The following is a 15,028-nucleotide window of genomic DNA, read 5'->3' as shown; positions in this document are numbered from 1 at the left end:
TGAGGCAAAATATACGTAGAGAATCTGTAGTTATCAGGAGAAAGCCAGGACAATGAAACCAAAACTACGTAAGAACCCCAGGATAGATTGTTCCAGCACAGACTAGAAAGTATGTCTTGACGATGTCCATTATATACCTGTCCCCTTTTTCGGGCGTGTGAAAAAAACTCTGTAAATATGGACCTTCTGTGAGAAATCCAATACAACTAGGGCTAATAACGATCCCTGTATGACAAAATTATCAACCTATTAAGTGGCCAGTGTCAATACAAACACTGACCGCTTTTTATTAATCTTAGCCTATTCAGGCATCCGTCCTTCATACATTACAGCTAGTTCACCAAGGATACTGCGCCAGTTCCTAACTGGCATACTCCATTTTTTGGTCGCCTCAAAAGTAGCCAGATATAAGGCTTTTAAAAGGGCGCCTGCGCTGGGGAATACGCTTCTTTGGCTGTTGAGCCTGCGATAGCTGGAATTAAGGCTTTCTATCGCGTTTGTCGTGTAAATGACCTTTCTTACCTGGCAAGAAAATTTAAATATCGGAGAGATCGTATCCCAGTTGCGCTCCCACCCCTTCACTGCATTTGCATATTTTGATCCCCATTTCTCAGCAACACGATCCCTGGCTTCCAGCGCATGGGACTCGTCGGGAGCTTGATAGATTGTTTTCAGGTCTGCGGCAAATTCTTTGCGGTCTTTTTCAACCACATATTTCATAGTGCTCCTGACCTGATGTATAAGGCAGCGCTGGTATTCGGTCTGCGGGAACGCACTTTCGACTGCTTCGCGCATTCCGCTAAGGCCGTCTGCACAGAGAATGAAGATATCCCTTACACCACGGTTCTTCAGGGAATTCAGGACTGTCAGCCAGTATTTGGCGCTTTCATTTTCTCCCACCTGCAGAGAAAGCACTTCTTTTATACCGTTGCTGTTGATTCCAAGTATTACATAGGCTGCGAGCTTCTTTACTGCGTTATCTTCCCTAACAGAATAATGAATCGCATCTATAAAAACAATGGGATAGACTTCGGAGAGTGGCCTGTTCTGCCATTCTTCGATCTGCGGCATTATCTTGTCAGTCACATCCGATATGAAGCCTTCTGAGACGTCGAACCCGTAAATATCCTGTATCGTTGCCGATATCTGACGGGTAGTCATTCCTTTAGCGTACATAGATATTATTTTCTGGTCTATCTCGGAAATATCTTTTTGTCGCTTTCTTACTATCTTAGGCTCGAAGCTGGATTCCCTGTCCTGAGGAACGTCTATGGAAAACTCTCCAAAACTTGAGTTTACATGCTTTTGTTTGTATCCGTTGCGGTAGTCGCTGCCTTCTGAACGCTGAGATTTCTTATAACCGAGATGTTCGTCCATCTCAGTCTCCATCATCTCTTTAATCGTACCACCCAGAAGATCTTTCAGCGCATCCTGGATATCCTTTGCAGATTTGATATCGTATTCCTGAAGTAGGTATCTGATGATATCTCTTTTCCCGTCTGTCATCTGAACTTTGTGAGTAATCTTCTTATCTTTTGCCATTTTAAAGGCCTCCTGTAAGTAATTTTAATTTATCACAGAAGGCCTTTTTTTGCGATTTCTATATTTACAGAGTTTGTTTCATAAGCTCCCTTTTTCTCCTGATCTATTTCCGTGACCAGCTCAATAACGTTGGTAAAGTCTATTGCGTTCTGCTTGGTGATGACCGGGCGGGCGGATTTTGCCTCTATTTCCTTCCTGATATTTCCCGCCACTTGCCCGCCCTGACGTGCGACATTGGCGTTATTTTCGAAAGTTTCCGGCTTCACGGTCTTTGATATCTCGGTTGTGGTTGCCTCGGCGAGCATATTCAGCACCAGCTCGAGGTCGCTCATGTTGTCGCGGAGGTTCTCTTTCTTAAGCCCTTTGAAATTCTTGTATTGGCGTGTCGTCACGCCGGTCCATGCTTTCGTTATCTCGTCGGTGAGGATGGCGTATTCCATGTCCTTCTTGACGCCGCGGGTGTCCCATTTGGTCGTTAGGTCGCTGCGGATACGGATCGAGAGCAGCCGCTGGTTAATCCATTCTTTTGTATAGCCTTTTTTCAGATATGTCTCAAAGGCACGGTCGATGGCCAGCTCAGGGTCCGCCGTCTCTTCTATGCGTTCCGCGCCGACGCGCGCGAGCCAGAGCTTGAATGGCTCGGCCTTGGGGGACGGGATGGATTGGATCAGGCGCAGTATATTCTCGGCCGATGCGACATCAGTCAAGCGCATCTTGCCGTCAGCGGCCTGTAATTTCAACTGGTGACAATTTGTCACCGTTTCATTACCCTCTTCCTTCAGACGCTGTTTTAGCTTGTTCTAGTATTTTCTGCCGTCTATGCTGCCGGTTAACGCACTCACGATATCCACGACAGAGAAGTACCACTCTTCCTCCGCCTCCATCCAAACAGAGCGTATCTTTTTATTCTCGAATAGGGCTATTTTATCTGACATAAAGGTACCTCCTACCTCCGCTGTCTAAGCGCAGCCGGTCTTTTCGTTAGCCGTCCGTCTTGCTCCAGAGCATCTCATTGTCGATAAATTCTATATTCAGCCTGCCGCCGTCGTGCAGCCACGAGAGGTATGACCTTATCGTACTGCCGACGAGCACATATTGATTGTGGTCCATCGTCAGGCCGTAACGGGCGAAGACCTCTTTGAGTATCCGCTCGAACGTTTTGGGCGCGGCGCATATTTCGCAGAGGAGCGCCGCGATCTCGTGTACCTTAGCGCGGTTGACCTCTATCAGCTCCCTGATGTCCGTCAGGGGCTCGTTGTGCGCGGGGATGAATATTTTTGCTTCAAGCCCCTCCAGCATGTCGAGCGTTTCAAGGAATTTAGCCACGTCGTAGATAAAAACGATGTGGTATTTCGCGATGATCTCGGCGCTGAAGAGCGAGTCGGCGAGGAAACAGGCGCCGTCGTCGGTCTTTATCCCGATCATATCGAAGTAGTGGCCGGGGAGTTTTATTATCTCCAGCCCCTCGGGCAGCGCGTCTTCAATGTTTACTGTGCTTTCCGTCGGTTTCGCCAGCAGGAATTTATTGCGCAGCTCCGCGTAGGGGTATCCTCCATAGAGGAAAGAACTCTCCTGCTCCGGGTGCCTCGCGAAGGTGTTTTCTATATCGGTGGAGAGGACGCGGCAGCCCGTCCGGCTTTGGATGAACTGGTTGCCGCCGGTGTGGTCGGCGTTCGAGTGGGTGTTGATGATGCAGGAGACCCGCCACCCCTCTTCCGTGACTTTTTTGAGTATTTTGCGCCCCGCCTCTTTATCGTTGCCGGAATCGATGAGACAGATATCACCGCCGCCGAGAGAGTAGACGCCTACATTCGCGGGATTTTTTATATACCAGCTCTTTTCGCCGGCCTGAATAAGTTCGTACATCCGCTGCGCCTCCGATTAACGTAAAATTAGGAATAGTCTCTGATAATTTTATCATGAATTATGTTATGATTATCTATTGTAAAGGCGGTGGGTGTGATGTTTATTACCTTCGAGGGCATTGACGGATGCGGGAAATCGACGCAGGCGAGGCTGCTCTTCGAGCTTTTGAATAAAGGGGGCGGAGCCGTCCTTACCCGCGAGCCCGGCGGTTGGGAGGGCGGGGGCCTGCTGCGCGGCATGGTGCTTGATGGCGGTCTGCGCCACCCTTGGAGCGAGCTCTTTCTTTTCATGCTTGACAGAACGGAGCACGCCGCGCGGGTGATAGCGCCAGCTCTTGCCGAAGGCCGTCATGCCATATGCGAACGTTACCATGATTCCACTCTCGCCTATCAGGTATGGGGCAGGGGAATGCCCTTTGAGCCGCTGCGGGATATGGCCGCGCTTGCGGCGCTGCCCGTGCCGGACATTACGCTCTTTTTTAAAATTTCACCGGAGACTGCGCTCGCGCGCGTCGGCAAACGGGGAAAACCCGATTCCTTTGAGCGCGAAGGTCTTGCCTTTATGCGGAAGATCGACGAGGGATACGGCGAGCTGGCAAAGTTGGAGCCGCGCCGTTGGGCCGTGATCGAGTGCGGCGGGAAAGATCCGGCTGAGGTTTTTGAACTGGTGAAGTCTGTGTTGGCCGAAAGGGGAGTTTCCCTGTGAACCAGGAGACGGTCGCCCTTATAGAGTCCTCGCAGGGCTGGCGTGAGCTGGCGAACGCCGCGGCATCAGGAAGGACGCCGCAGTCGGTTGGGGTGGTCATCCCCCATATTATGCAGGAGACCTTTTCCGAAATGTACGGACGGCTCGTGCTGGGGGATGACGACCTTTGGAAGGACGGAGAGCATCCCGATATGATAAACGCGGGAACTGTCTCGTCGGCGCCGTCGATCGACGAGTGCCGCCGGCTTCAGGGGGAGCTCGCGCTTCATCCTCTCTCTTCCCGGCGCCGTCTCGCCGTCGTCTGGCTGGCGGACAAACTATCCGTCGAGGCTTCCAACAGCCTGCTGAAGATCACCGAAGAACCTCCGGAGCATGGCAACATACTGTTTATGTCGGAGGAAGACAATCTCATCCCGACGATCAAGAGCCGCATTTGGTCGATACATATAGATCTGCCCGAGGAAATATTGAAGGCCCATCCGATGCCCGCAAGCATCAGGGAGTGGGCGAAGTGGATGGATGCGGGCAGGAAACCGAGCCCCGAGATTCTCTATCTGGAGATGCAGGGCTGGGTACGCGATCTTACGGAAAAGAACGACTATATAAAAGCATCCGAGCTGGATTCGCTGATACGCCTCATGGAGCAGAGAAGGCTCTCCGTGCCGGTGATAGAGGATTTAGTTTTTGCTCTATTCAAGGAGGAAGTTCCCAATGAACAAATACTTGGCAATTTATGGTAAGCCCCGTTATCTTGGGCTTGTCGAGTATGACGGAGATATAAAGAAGGGCGCCGCGCTCATCGTGGAATCGGTGCGCGGTGAAGAGCTCGCGGTGGCGGTGGGTGAGATAAACGCCGAACAGGAGGCGGCCTACCGCCTGCTGCGCAACGCCTCGGAACACGGCGACGGGATGGCCAAAAATTCCGAACCGGTGGTGACGGACCTTACCTTTATGGCCTTTGCCGCGAAGGAAGATACTGAAACCGCCGAAGGCTACCGCGAAGAGGAAAACAGGATACTGAAAGAGGCGAAGGAACTTCTGAAGCCTCACAACCTCGAAATGAAGCTCATAGACGTTGAGTTCCTGCGCGCGAAGCGCAAGCTCTTTTTCTATTTTTCCTCGGAGCAGCGCGTCGATTTCCGCGCCTATGTGCGTGACCTTGCGCGCGAATTCAAAACCCGCATCGAACTGCGGCAGGTAGGCGTTCGCGACGAGGCGAAAATCATCAGAGGAGTCGGTCCCTGCGGGCAGCCCTGCTGCTGCAGCTACTGGCTCAACCAGTTCGCCCCCATCTGCATAAAGATGGTGAAGGAGCAGAACCTGGCGCTGAACCCGGCCAAAATATCAGGTATATGCGGCAGGCTCATGTGCTGCATGTGTTACGAGCACGAAGCCTACCACGAGGCATGGGAGGGTTTTCCCAACCCGGGCTCGAAAATAAAGACGCCGAACGGCAACGTCATCATCGCCGGTATCGACCTGCCCAGCAAGAGCCTGCGCTGCTTCATCGCCGGCAAGGGCGAGGTTAAAGTCCCGAGGGACAAATTTGAAGAGTTCAAAGAGACCGTTTCGTCCGGCGGCGAATGGGTGGTGCCGGAGGAGGAGATCGCGGAGCCGGTCCTGAAAATACAGGATTTCTTCCCGAAATGCATGCAGTGCGGCGGCCACCACGAAAAAGCAGCCGCCGAGCCGAAGCGTGAGGAAAACGCCGCCAAACGCCGCCCCGACGGCGGGGAGGCAAATCCTGAGCAAAAACCGCGCGGAAATAAAAAGAAAAAGAAGCGCCGCGTGAAGCACGAGCCGCAGACTATCCGCGACGAGCATGAAGATCCGCGCGAGGACGTCGTTCAGAAGGTGAAGCACGCCGCCGAGGCGAGGCCGCCAAAAGAGGATAAGGCGGCGCAGGATGGCGGAGAGCGGCCGAAACGTCATTTTCAGCGCCGCAGGAGGCCCGGGGCCAAAAAGGGTTCCGATAACGCGGCGCCCGCTAAATCGGAGGTGTAGGAATGGGAATATTCAAAAACTTTGCCGAGAAGCTGAAAAATACGGGGAACAGATGGACCCAGGGCGTATCAAACCTCTTTTCAGACGACCCGGTCACCGATGATTTTTGGGATGAACTGGAGGAGAGTCTGATCCTCGGCGACGTCGGCATCGATACGACGGAGGCGCTTATAAACGACCTTAAGCAGGTGATGGTGGATCGCCGGATAACCAATAAACAGGAGCTGAAATCAGCCTTTGCCGAGTTGCTGATCTCACGTCTGGAGGCTGTGCCGGGAATGGGAAAGCCTCTCGACCTTTCGCAGAAGCCCGCCGTCGTCATCATGATCGGCGTCAACGGCAGCGGCAAGACGACCACCTCGGGCAAGCTTGCCTCTCAGCTCAAAGCTGACGGCAGACGTGTGATAATGGCCGCCGCCGACACATTCCGCGCCGCCGCGATAGAGCAGCTCAAAGCCTGGGGCGAGCGCGCGGGCGTGCGTGTGGTCGCTCAGGCGCAGGACAGCGACCCCGCGGCCGTCGTGTTTGATTCGATAATGGCCGCCAAGGCCGCGGGCGACGATGTTATCATCGCCGACACCGCGGGACGTCTTCACACGAAGTCAAATCTCATGGAGGAGCTCTCTAAGGTGACGCGCGTCATCAAGCGCGAAATACCGGAGGGCCCAGCCGAAGTTCTTATCGTGCTCGACGCCGTGACGGGGCAGAACGGTTTCATGCAGGCCGAGACCTTCAGCAAAGCGATGCCTATCACGGGCGTGGTGCTTACGAAGTTTGACAATACGTCAAAAGGGGGCATCGTCATCGCGATCGCCGATAAACTTAAAATGCCGATACGTTACGTGGGGCTTGGTGAGGGGATAGACGACCTTCAGCTCTTTGACCCGCGCACCTTTGTGGAGACGCTGCTCGATGCCGGAGAGCGTGAATAACGGACGGCACCCGCGCGACCCGCTCGTAAAAAAGATTCTCGCCCTCCTTGTACCCATGGGCGAGACCGCGGTCTATGAAGATACCTGCGGCCTGCTGGAAAATATCTGGGGCAGGCCGGAACGCGTGAGCGAAAGAATACCGTTCGTCTGGACCAACTATTACGAGGAGATCGCGCCCAAACTGGACAGAGTATTCTTCTCCTACCCGGGACTTTACCCGACCTCGGCGCTGCCGGACTGGAAGATCGCGAGCTGCCGCATCGAGAGAGAGACGGGCGCAAGCCGCCGCGTCAACCTTGACCCGGGGACGATAGACGGAGCCAGATTATTGCTGGCCTCGACAAAGGGACAGGCGCACCGCGTCTACTTGCGCGACGGCATCTTCTGCGAGGTGACGCTCTGCCGCCGCAAGGGCCGCTGGGAAAACTTCTTCTATACCTTCCCTGACTTCAAGAGCGGCGCCTATGATAAATGGCTGGAACTTGTGCGCGAGGACTGGAAGAGAGAGGTTCGCTGTGCGCTGGCGGCTGCCAGCGGCGGCGAAGATTAAGATTTCTACTGAGTTTAAACCGGCTGACACGCTTGCCGCGAAATTTTCATAAAAGTGATCCATACAATTTATAATGGGAGGCAATCTCTATGATACCGCGCTACGAAACACAAGAGATAAAAAAAATATGGACCGACGAAAACCGCTTCGGCCGCTGGCTTGACGTCGAGCTGGCGGCGACGCGGGCCTGGAACGAGGCGGGAGTAGTCCCGGACGAGGACTTCAGGAATATCAAAGAAAAAGCCGGTTTCAACGTCGCGCGCATCCGCGAGATAGAAGAGGTGACGCAGCACGACGTCATCGCCTTCGTATCGAGCGTCGCCGAGACGATCGGCGAATCGGGGCGCTTCGTTCACCTTGGGCTGACGAGCAGCGACGTCATCGACACCGCCTCCTCGCTCCTGCTCGGCGAGAGCATGGACGTCGTCATCGGAGAGCTTAAAAAACTTCACGGGATACTCGGTGAAAAAGCCGTCGAATATAAGCTGACGCCCTGTCCCGGGCGCACCCACGGCATCCACGCCGAGCCGACTACCTTCGGCCTCAAGCTGCTCAACCATTACGCCGAACTGGGGCGCGACATCGAGCGCCTGACAGAAACAAAAAAAGAGATGATGGTGGGGAAGCTGTCGGGAGCCGTCGGCACATACGCGAACTGCCCTCCCTCGATAGAGGCTCGCGTCTGCGAGCTGCTCGGCCTCGGCATAGACCCCGTCTCGACGCAGGTCATCCAGAGAGACAGACACGCGCGCATCATAACCGACCTCGCCATCTTTGGCGGCACGCTTGAGCGGCTCGCGCTCGAGGTGCGCCATCTCCAGCGCACTGAGGTGCTGGAGGCCCTCGAACCCTTCAAAAAGGGGCAGAAAGGCTCTTCCGCGATGCCGCACAAGAAAAACCCGATCCTCTGCGAGCGGGTCTGCGGCATGTCGCGCCTGCTGCGCGGCTTCGCCGTGCCGGCGCTTGAGGACATCGCCCTCTGGCACGAGCGCGACATCAGCCACTCCTCCGTGGAGCGCGTCATGTGGCCCGACGCCTTCCACCTTGCCCACTACATGACGAAAATAATGATCAAAGTGATGAGCGGCCTTGTCGTGAACGCCGACAAGATGATGGAGGATATCGACATCACCAAGGGACTCCTCTTCTCGGGACGCGTGCTCATAACCCTGGTTGAAAAAGAGGGCGTCAGCCGCGAGGACGCCTACGCGATCGCGCAGAGCAACGCCATGCGCTGCTGGAATGAAAAGGTCCCATTGCTCGAACTTCTTAAATCAGACCCGAGAATCACGAAAATGACACATTCCGAGCTGGAATCTTTGTTTGATTTGGGGTATTATCTAAAGCACATAGACGAGGTCTTCAGCCGCTTTCCAGAGCTTGCCGCGGCTGTGCCCTCAAAATAACAATACGGAGGGGTTTTATTATGTCTGCACCAGACAGAAATCTAGCGCTTGAGATGGTAAGGGCGACAGAAGCCGCCGCTATGGCCGCAGGCCGCTGGATGGGACGCGGGGATAAGAACGGCGTTGACGGAGCTGCGGTCAACGCGATGCGGTTTATTCTCAATACCGTCAATATGGACGGAGTAGTTGTTATTGGTGAAGGCGAGAAAGACGAAGCGCCGATGCTTTTCAACGGCGAAAAGCTGGGCTGCGGAACAGAACCTCAGGTTGATATAGCGGTAGACCCGATCGACGGCACGCGCCTCACCGCCCTCGGACTTCCGAACGCCGTCAGCGTCGTGGCCTTCGCGGAGAGGAATACGCTCTTCGATCCGCAGCATATCTTCTATATGAACAAGATCGCCACCGGCCCCTACGCGGCACACGCGATCAACATCGACGCCACGCCGACCGACAACATCAGAGCCGTCGCGCGCGCGCTGAGAAAATCGGTGGAAGACGTCACGGTCGTCGTCCTTGACAGGCCGCGCCACGAGGAACTTATCAAAGAGATACGTTCGCTCCACGCGCGTATCCGCCTCATCCCAGACGGCGATGTCGCTGGCGCCCTCTCGACCTGCAAGCCCAATGCCGGCATCGACCTCCTCATGGGAGTCGGCGGTTCGCCGGAGGCGGTCATCACCGCCTGCGCCTTCAAATGCGTCGGCGGCAACATGCAGTGCAAACTTTGGCCGCGCAACGACGAAGAGCGCGAGAAGTGCAAAGAAAAGGGTATGGACGTCAATAAAGTCCTCCACCTCAACGACCTCGTAAGCTGCGAAAACGTCTTCTTCGCGGCGACGGGCGTCACAGACGGAGACTGGCTCAAAGGCGTGCGCTACTCAGGCGACGGCATCGAGACGTCGTCGCTCGTTATGCGCGCGAAGAGCGGCACGCTGCGCTACATCAACGCGGTGCACAACGTCCAGAAGCTAGACGAGATCAGCGGCATCAAATACGGCGCGGCCTCGTCGACCTGCTCGTTCCTGTAAGCGAAACAGCGGATTACACGTCATAACAACATGGAGCCTGAACGCGGTATAATGCGTTCAGGCTCCATAATTTTCTTATGGTGAACGAGATAGCCTGTCCCATGCATCTTCTATGCGGCATTATTCGTTGTCTTGTTATGGCTGGGAAGCATTGTCTACAACTAAAAATTCACTCCATCAGCTACTCCAACACCGCCAATGGCAGATCATGCGGCGTTAGACCGGGCGCTAAATAGCAGACGGACATATCGGCAAGTTTACCAATGCTGTCAGGAAACATGGCCGATAGAAAAACAGCGGCGCTGGCGCCTCGTCGTAATATTCTGTGAAGATGCCTCAATAACGATAAAAGATAAATTGCTGTCCAACCTGCCACCTGTTATGTTATAACGTAATTCGATATTAGGTCGTATTTACGACTAAGTTTCGGATGGAGAATGGTGAATGTATATTAAGAGAGATAGATACCTGAACCAATTAATAAGCAGGCAGGGAAACGGTCAGATAAAAATCATTAAGGGTGTCAGGCAGTGTGGAAAGAGTTTTTTGCTTTTCAAAATTTTCTGTGACCACCTGAAATCCACTGGTGTACCGGACGACCATATTATTTCCATTGCGCTGGGTAGGCAAAAAAATGGCGAGGAAAAATTCAAATACCTATCAAATCTGTTCGATGAGGTCTATTTCAAGGACATTGTCGAACGATATCAAATAGAATTGATCGACGTGCTCGGCGAGCTAACCGATGCCCTGTGTTCGTCTGTAGGGTCGCTGACGAATGCCAGTAAAATTGTGAATACGCTGAAAAGTGTAAAGGGCGTGAAGGTAAGTAGTGAAACTATCACAGCTTACCTGGAATATCTGACCGATTCGTTTTTATTCAAACGTTCAAGGAAATACGATGTCAAGGGCAAAAAATATTTTGAATATCCGTCCAAATATTATTGCGTGGATATAGGTTTAAGGAACGTCAGACTCAACCTGCGCCAGCAGGAAGAAACGCATATTATGGAGAATATTGTATACAATGAGCTTCTCACAAGAGGCTTCTCTGTAGATGTTGGCGTTGTCAGAATCGAGGAAACGGATGAAGCCGGAAAGCGGCGTCAGAAGTCATATGAAATCGACTTTGTCGTAAATAAAGGGGCTAAGAAATATTACATTCAGTCTGCGCTTAATATATCCGACGACATGAAGGCGAGGCAGGAGCTTCGCCCACTTCTGACAGTAAATGATTTTTTCAAAAAATTTGTCATAACTAAAACATCGATGAAGCCATGGGTTGACGAGATAGGGATTATACACCTTGGGTTATACGATTTTCTGCTCAATGAAGACTGTTTTGAGCTGTAAACAGGGACCTGATGCGTGAAGGCCTTTCCCTTTTCACCCACTTGCTTACTGTAAGTACACCTTTGGACAGAAACCGCGCGTTGCTTCCAGTCACGTACACATCAACATGGATCGCTTTTACAATTCCTATTGAATATTTTTGCGAGTACTCGCAGTTTTATAAAATAGAATTGTAACGGACGGATAGTAAACGAGAATCTGCGTAGTTGACAATTTCCCGGACGCCGAATCTGCGATCATTTGTCCAAATTTGTCTAAAGACAGAAAATCTAACTCTGACCCACTTACCGCTCTTGCGGCGAAATATACAGCCATGACGGATATGTGTAAAACAGCGGGAGAATCTATTGAAAATAGGATATAATTTTTATGAAATCAATACACATTATGAGGAGGCGGGCGGCGTGGACAGGCTTGAAAAAAAAGCGGAATTTGTTTCATCCTGCATTGAAGCGTATAAAGTCAGACATGCGATGAAAGGCGCCGACGCCGCAAACATGTTTGAAAAAGAGGGTGTGCTGGACTATCTGATCGACGGCTATGATGTGCTCCATACACAGTCGCTTGAATATGTCATAGACGAAATAGAACTATATCTCAAAAAACGCGGAGCTGTAAGATGATACTCTACCATGGCGGATTAATTCCAGTACCTGAACCCGATTTATCATTGAGCAGACAGCAGCTTGATTTTGGCGGTGGTTTTTATACCACCACCAGTTTTGCGCAAGCGGCGAAATGGTCGAAAATCAAATGCAGACGTGACGGTGTTCCACGGGGATACATATCCTCCTATGAATTGGATGAAAGCATCTTTAAATCCAAGATCATGCAAATACGGAAATTCAGAGGCCCAAGCCGCGCTTGGTTGACTTTTATCATGCATAACAGAAAAGACGTCGGCTTCGCGCACCCTTACGACATCGTACAGGGCGCTGTGGCTAATGACAGAGTCTACACATGCCTCAATGCGTTTGAAGGAGGATTTATAGACTTTGATACAGTGATACGCCGTCTGCGGACATATGCCCTGGCCGATCAGATATCCTTTCATACTGACAGGGCGGTGAAACAACTGCGTTTTCTGGGAGAAAAGGAGGTCGTATCAGATGAAAAGGATTCCTAAAATAACACAGGAGAACGTCCATATATTTATCCCCTACAAAGTCGCGGCGATCGCAAGACGTTTGAACAAAGATAAAAATATGCCGCTGAACCGCGCCGTTGTAGAGTTTTATAATTCCGGCACATATGCGATGCTTGAAAAAGAAAGCACAAAGTATTGGTACGAAAGCCCGGCACAGCTATATGCAGATTTTGTCGCCGCGCATGGGGATATGTGACGGTATATAAACACATCCTCTGCGGAAGCGGCCTTATTACAGCCGCCCGCATATCCTAAAACCTTAGTTTGGTTCAGCTTTTGTCCACAGGCCCTTATCGATTGAGAAAAGGGCCTGCGGACAGTTCACACATGTAAAAAGCGGCTTGAACTGTATATTTCGTAACGATAGCTGTGTTTGCATTGAATTAAGCAACTGGTCAAGGCAATATAGCGGCGTTGGTATGATAACTATATTGGTTTCCATCTCTATTTGTGCTTTCTTTTGGGTAGTGCGTAAAAAAATGTGTAAAACTCCTCATAGTCGGTAATGTACAATATACAGACAAAACAGGAGGTTTAACGTTATGGCAAGGCGCTGCAAAATATCTATACCGTATGGATCAAGATAATTTTTCAGCATTATACGATCTAAGAGCAAATGTCCCCAGCCATCCGGCAGACTGTCGGCGAAAATACCAAAGCCGCCCTCGAATGGTTCACGCCTCTTTTGTACGAAAACGCCACCTTTTAACGGTAGGCTGAAAGGGCTGATCGAAAAACCGGCTGCCAGCCAGTCTCTGTTATACTCAAAGGCGGAAAAGCCATCGGGAGTCAGCGCAAGCCTCCCGACAGGACGGCCGTTATAGCCGACAGACAACGCCCTAACTTTTTTCATTTATGACATCCTCTATAGAGGCATAATGCTTTTTTGTAAAAAGAGAAAAAAATCCTCTTCACAGTCAAGCACCACGGCAATATTCAGCAGAGATTTCAGAGAAATCTCCCCGCTGCTTTCAAATCTTTTGATGGAGCCCAAACTTACCCCCGACAACTTTGCCAGCCCGCTCTGCGTGAGCTTCCTCTCCTTCCTGCGCGCACGCACATTAGCGGCAAGAGCAAGGGCGATTTCAGGCGGAGTATGATGCTGAAAAAATGATATATTCATAGCTAATATTTTAGCTATAAAAGTTATTTATGTCAATTATAGCTAGTATTTTTGCAGGGCAAACGCATCAATAAAGGTCAAAAACTTTGTACAAAAAAACGATATCACCAGCAACCATAAACCGAAACGTATCATATGAAAATGTATTATCCCTAATCAAATAAATCATTAATATGCTAAACTACAATAAATAATTTATGGAGTGTTTTAATGAACATGCAAACAAGCATCAGCCAACATTTCGCTATTCTCACTGACAATCGTGCGGAGAACCACATCAGGCACAACCTGACCGACATTCTTACTATTGTGCTGTGCGGGGTCATCTGCGGTGCGGAAGGCTTTAACGACATTGAACTTTTTGCAAAGTGCAAACAGGATTTCTTTGAATCGTTTCTTGATTTACCAAATGGAATCCCTTCCCACGACACAATGAACAGGGTAATGTCAGCCTTGGACCCGAAGCAGTTTTCGGAGTGTTTTGCGAACTGGGCCAGGTCATTGTCCGAACGTTTAAAAGGCGTCATTGCCATCGACGGCAAGACATCCAGAAGGTCCTTCAAAAACACAGAGCACCGCGATTGCCTGCATATGGTAAGTGCGTGGTCCTCAGATAATGGAATTGTTTTAGCCCAAACAGCAACGGAAGCTAAGTCAAACGAAATTACAGCAATTCCGACCCTTCTGGATATGCTTGATATCAAAAACTGCACTATAACAATAGACGCCATGGGATGCCAGAAAGCAATAGCAGATAAGATTGTCTCTATGAAAGGGAATTACCTGCTGGCCTTGAAAGGCAATCAGGGCGGCACGCTGGAAATGGCGGAACATCTTTTCAAATGCGAAGAGAAAACAGATTACGCCGGAGTAACTCACACATCATATGCGACGATTGAAAAAAGCCACGGTCGTATAGAAAAAAGGAACGTCGCTGCAATAGAAAACAATGAGAAAATAGACATTGCGGAATTTGATAAATGGAAGGGGCTCAAGAGCATAATCATGGTGGAATCCACAAGAGAATCCGGCACTCAGAGTTCTGTGGAACGAAGATACTACATAAGCAGTCTGCCGGCTGACGCGGCAGAAATAGGACGGTCAGTACGTTCACACTGGGGTATCGAAAACAGTCTCCATTGGGTTCTTGATGTGATATTCAATGAAGACGCGATGCGCAACAGACAAAAAAACAGTGCCGCAAATATGGCAATCATCAGGCATTGTGCAATTAATTTACTGAAACAAGACAAATCCGGCAAAACCAGCCTTAGGGGAAAACGCCTTAAGGCTGGATGGGATAATGATTATATGATCAAGTTAATCTCAGAATGTTGATGCGTTTGCCCTGAGTATTTTAGCTGTATAA

18 protein-coding genes are annotated in these 15,028 nt (G+C 51.0%); 12 read left to right on the top strand and 6 right to left on the bottom strand.

The annotated features are described in order from the left end of the window. Nucleotides 1-300: 300 nt before the first annotated feature. From CLOEV_RS09160 to CLOEV_RS09150, 4 genes are read right to left on the bottom strand one after another with little or no spacing between them, the layout of a single operon-like run. Complete coding sequence (locus CLOEV_RS09160) at nt 301-1,542, bottom strand: IS256 family transposase (RefSeq protein ID WP_034441843.1); 1,242 nt, start codon at nt 1,540-1,542, stop codon at nt 301-303. A gap of 32 nt (nt 1,543-1,574) precedes the next feature. Further along, complete coding sequence (locus CLOEV_RS09155) at nt 1,575-2,300, bottom strand: BRO-N domain-containing protein (protein WP_245591122.1); 726 nt, start codon at nt 2,298-2,300, stop codon at nt 1,575-1,577. A 42-nt stretch (nt 2,301-2,342) separates the two neighbouring features. Further along, nucleotides 2,343-2,477, bottom strand: a complete 135-nt coding sequence (locus tag CLOEV_RS17405) for a hypothetical protein (protein WP_270553928.1) — start codon at nt 2,475-2,477, stop codon at nt 2,343-2,345. Between the two features lie 46 nt (nt 2,478-2,523). Continuing rightward, nucleotides 2,524-3,408: an MBL fold metallo-hydrolase gene (locus tag CLOEV_RS09150; RefSeq protein ID WP_034443321.1), complete on the bottom strand. Its 885-nt coding sequence runs from the start codon at nt 3,406-3,408 to the stop codon at nt 2,524-2,526. A 96-nt stretch (nt 3,409-3,504) separates the two neighbouring features. Here CLOEV_RS09150 and tmk point away from each other — a divergent pair, with 96 nt between their 5' ends. The 11 genes from tmk (at nt 3,505) to CLOEV_RS09095 (ending at nt 12,732) form a co-directional block, all read left to right on the top strand. Further along, nucleotides 3,505-4,113, top strand: coding sequence for a dTMP kinase (gene tmk / locus CLOEV_RS09145; protein ID WP_034443319.1), 609 nt, complete (start codon nt 3,505-3,507; stop codon nt 4,111-4,113). Beyond that, nucleotides 4,110-4,853 (top strand): hypothetical protein, encoded by a 744-nt coding sequence (locus CLOEV_RS16060; protein ID WP_051485013.1) that lies wholly within the window; start codon nt 4,110-4,112, stop codon nt 4,851-4,853. Before tmk ends, CLOEV_RS16060 begins: the two co-directional genes overlap by 4 nt. Then, nucleotides 4,825-6,117, top strand: coding sequence for a PSP1 domain-containing protein (locus CLOEV_RS09135; RefSeq protein ID WP_034443317.1), 1,293 nt, complete (start codon nt 4,825-4,827; stop codon nt 6,115-6,117). The genes CLOEV_RS16060 and CLOEV_RS09135 overlap by 29 nt, the downstream gene beginning before the upstream one ends. Before the next feature lie 2 nt (nt 6,118-6,119). Further along, nucleotides 6,120-7,049: a signal recognition particle-docking protein FtsY gene (gene ftsY / locus CLOEV_RS09130; protein WP_008712301.1), complete on the top strand. Its 930-nt coding sequence runs from the start codon at nt 6,120-6,122 to the stop codon at nt 7,047-7,049. Beyond that, nucleotides 7,030-7,599 (top strand): DUF4416 family protein, encoded by a 570-nt coding sequence (locus CLOEV_RS09125; protein ID WP_051485012.1) that lies wholly within the window; start codon nt 7,030-7,032, stop codon nt 7,597-7,599. The genes ftsY and CLOEV_RS09125 overlap by 20 nt, the downstream gene beginning before the upstream one ends. 89 nt (nt 7,600-7,688) lie before the next feature. Next, a complete protein-coding gene (gene purB, locus CLOEV_RS09120; protein WP_008712299.1) occupies nt 7,689-9,005 on the top strand; it encodes an adenylosuccinate lyase in 1,317 nt (438 codons plus the stop codon). A gap of 20 nt (nt 9,006-9,025) precedes the next feature. Beyond that, nucleotides 9,026-10,036 carry a class II fructose-bisphosphatase gene (gene glpX / locus CLOEV_RS09115; RefSeq protein WP_034443314.1) on the top strand — a complete coding sequence of 337 codons (1,011 nt, stop codon included), beginning with the start codon at nt 9,026-9,028 and terminating at the stop codon, nt 10,034-10,036. 444 nt (nt 10,037-10,480) lie between these two features. After that, a complete protein-coding gene (locus tag CLOEV_RS09110) occupies nt 10,481-11,389 on the top strand; it encodes a DUF4143 domain-containing protein (RefSeq protein ID WP_034443312.1) in 909 nt (302 codons plus the stop codon). Between the two features lie 404 nt (nt 11,390-11,793). Continuing rightward, nucleotides 11,794-12,012, top strand: coding sequence for a DUF3791 domain-containing protein (locus CLOEV_RS09105; RefSeq protein WP_034445668.1), 219 nt, complete (start codon nt 11,794-11,796; stop codon nt 12,010-12,012). Next, nucleotides 12,009-12,515: a DUF3990 domain-containing protein gene (locus CLOEV_RS09100; RefSeq protein WP_034443311.1), complete on the top strand. Its 507-nt coding sequence runs from the start codon at nt 12,009-12,011 to the stop codon at nt 12,513-12,515. The genes CLOEV_RS09105 and CLOEV_RS09100 overlap by 4 nt, the downstream gene beginning before the upstream one ends. Continuing rightward, nucleotides 12,499-12,732, top strand: coding sequence for a hypothetical protein (locus CLOEV_RS09095; protein WP_008712289.1), 234 nt, complete (start codon nt 12,499-12,501; stop codon nt 12,730-12,732). Before CLOEV_RS09100 ends, CLOEV_RS09095 begins: the two co-directional genes overlap by 17 nt. Before the next feature lie 297 nt (nt 12,733-13,029). Here the strand turns inward: CLOEV_RS09095 and CLOEV_RS09090 are convergent, their stop codons facing one another. Both CLOEV_RS09090 and CLOEV_RS16445 read right to left on the bottom strand, forming a co-directional pair. Beyond that, nucleotides 13,030-13,389: a HipA N-terminal domain-containing protein gene (locus CLOEV_RS09090; RefSeq protein WP_034443309.1), complete on the bottom strand. Its 360-nt coding sequence runs from the start codon at nt 13,387-13,389 to the stop codon at nt 13,030-13,032. Nucleotides 13,390-13,401: 12 nt separating this feature from the next. Further along, nucleotides 13,402-13,659 carry a helix-turn-helix domain-containing protein gene (locus CLOEV_RS16445; RefSeq protein WP_218915518.1) on the bottom strand — a complete coding sequence of 86 codons (258 nt, stop codon included), beginning with the start codon at nt 13,657-13,659 and terminating at the stop codon, nt 13,402-13,404. A gap of 210 nt (nt 13,660-13,869) precedes the next feature. On the opposite strand from CLOEV_RS16445, the gene CLOEV_RS09080 reads away from it, so the two are divergent. Next, nucleotides 13,870-14,997, top strand: a complete 1,128-nt coding sequence (locus CLOEV_RS09080; protein ID WP_034442124.1) for an ISAs1 family transposase — start codon at nt 13,870-13,872, stop codon at nt 14,995-14,997. Nucleotides 14,998-15,028: the final 31 nt, after the last annotated feature.

Origin of the sequence: Cloacibacillus evryensis DSM 19522 (genome assembly GCF_000585335.1) — a bacterium.
GTDB classification, from domain to species: Bacteria; Synergistota; Synergistia; order Synergistales; family Synergistaceae; genus Cloacibacillus; species Cloacibacillus evryensis.
This window is presented reverse-complemented; position numbering and strand designations above follow the sequence as displayed.

Excerpts from the sequence above, each read along its gene's own strand:
- CLOEV_RS09150 (WP_034443321.1), bottom strand. The coding sequence starts at position 3,408 with ATGTACGAACTTATTCAGGCCGGCGAAAAGAGCTGGTATATAAAAAAT.
- glpX (WP_034443314.1), top strand. The coding sequence starts at position 9,026 with ATGTCTGCACCAGACAGAAATCTAGCGCTTGAGATGGTAAGGGCGACA.
- CLOEV_RS09110 (WP_034443312.1), top strand. The coding sequence starts at position 10,481 with ATGTATATTAAGAGAGATAGATACCTGAACCAATTAATAAGCAGGCAG.
- tmk (WP_034443319.1), top strand. The coding sequence starts at position 3,505 with ATGTTTATTACCTTCGAGGGCATTGACGGATGCGGGAAATCGACGCAG.
- CLOEV_RS09095 (WP_008712289.1), top strand. The coding sequence starts at position 12,499 with ATGAAAAGGATTCCTAAAATAACACAGGAGAACGTCCATATATTTATC.
- CLOEV_RS17405 (WP_270553928.1), bottom strand. The coding sequence starts at position 2,477 with ATGTCAGATAAAATAGCCCTATTCGAGAATAAAAAGATACGCTCTGTT.
- CLOEV_RS09135 (WP_034443317.1), top strand. The coding sequence starts at position 4,825 with ATGAACAAATACTTGGCAATTTATGGTAAGCCCCGTTATCTTGGGCTT.
- CLOEV_RS09090 (WP_034443309.1), bottom strand. The coding sequence starts at position 13,389 with ATGAAAAAAGTTAGGGCGTTGTCTGTCGGCTATAACGGCCGTCCTGTC.
- CLOEV_RS09080 (WP_034442124.1), top strand. The coding sequence starts at position 13,870 with ATGAACATGCAAACAAGCATCAGCCAACATTTCGCTATTCTCACTGAC.
- CLOEV_RS09125 (WP_051485012.1), top strand. The coding sequence starts at position 7,030 with ATGCCGGAGAGCGTGAATAACGGACGGCACCCGCGCGACCCGCTCGTA.
- CLOEV_RS09160 (WP_034441843.1), bottom strand. The coding sequence starts at position 1,542 with ATGGCAAAAGATAAGAAGATTACTCACAAAGTTCAGATGACAGACGGG.
- purB (WP_008712299.1), top strand. The coding sequence starts at position 7,689 with ATGATACCGCGCTACGAAACACAAGAGATAAAAAAAATATGGACCGAC.
- ftsY (WP_008712301.1), top strand. The coding sequence starts at position 6,120 with ATGGGAATATTCAAAAACTTTGCCGAGAAGCTGAAAAATACGGGGAAC.
- CLOEV_RS16445 (WP_218915518.1), bottom strand. The coding sequence starts at position 13,659 with ATGAATATATCATTTTTTCAGCATCATACTCCGCCTGAAATCGCCCTT.
- CLOEV_RS09100 (WP_034443311.1), top strand. The coding sequence starts at position 12,009 with ATGATACTCTACCATGGCGGATTAATTCCAGTACCTGAACCCGATTTA.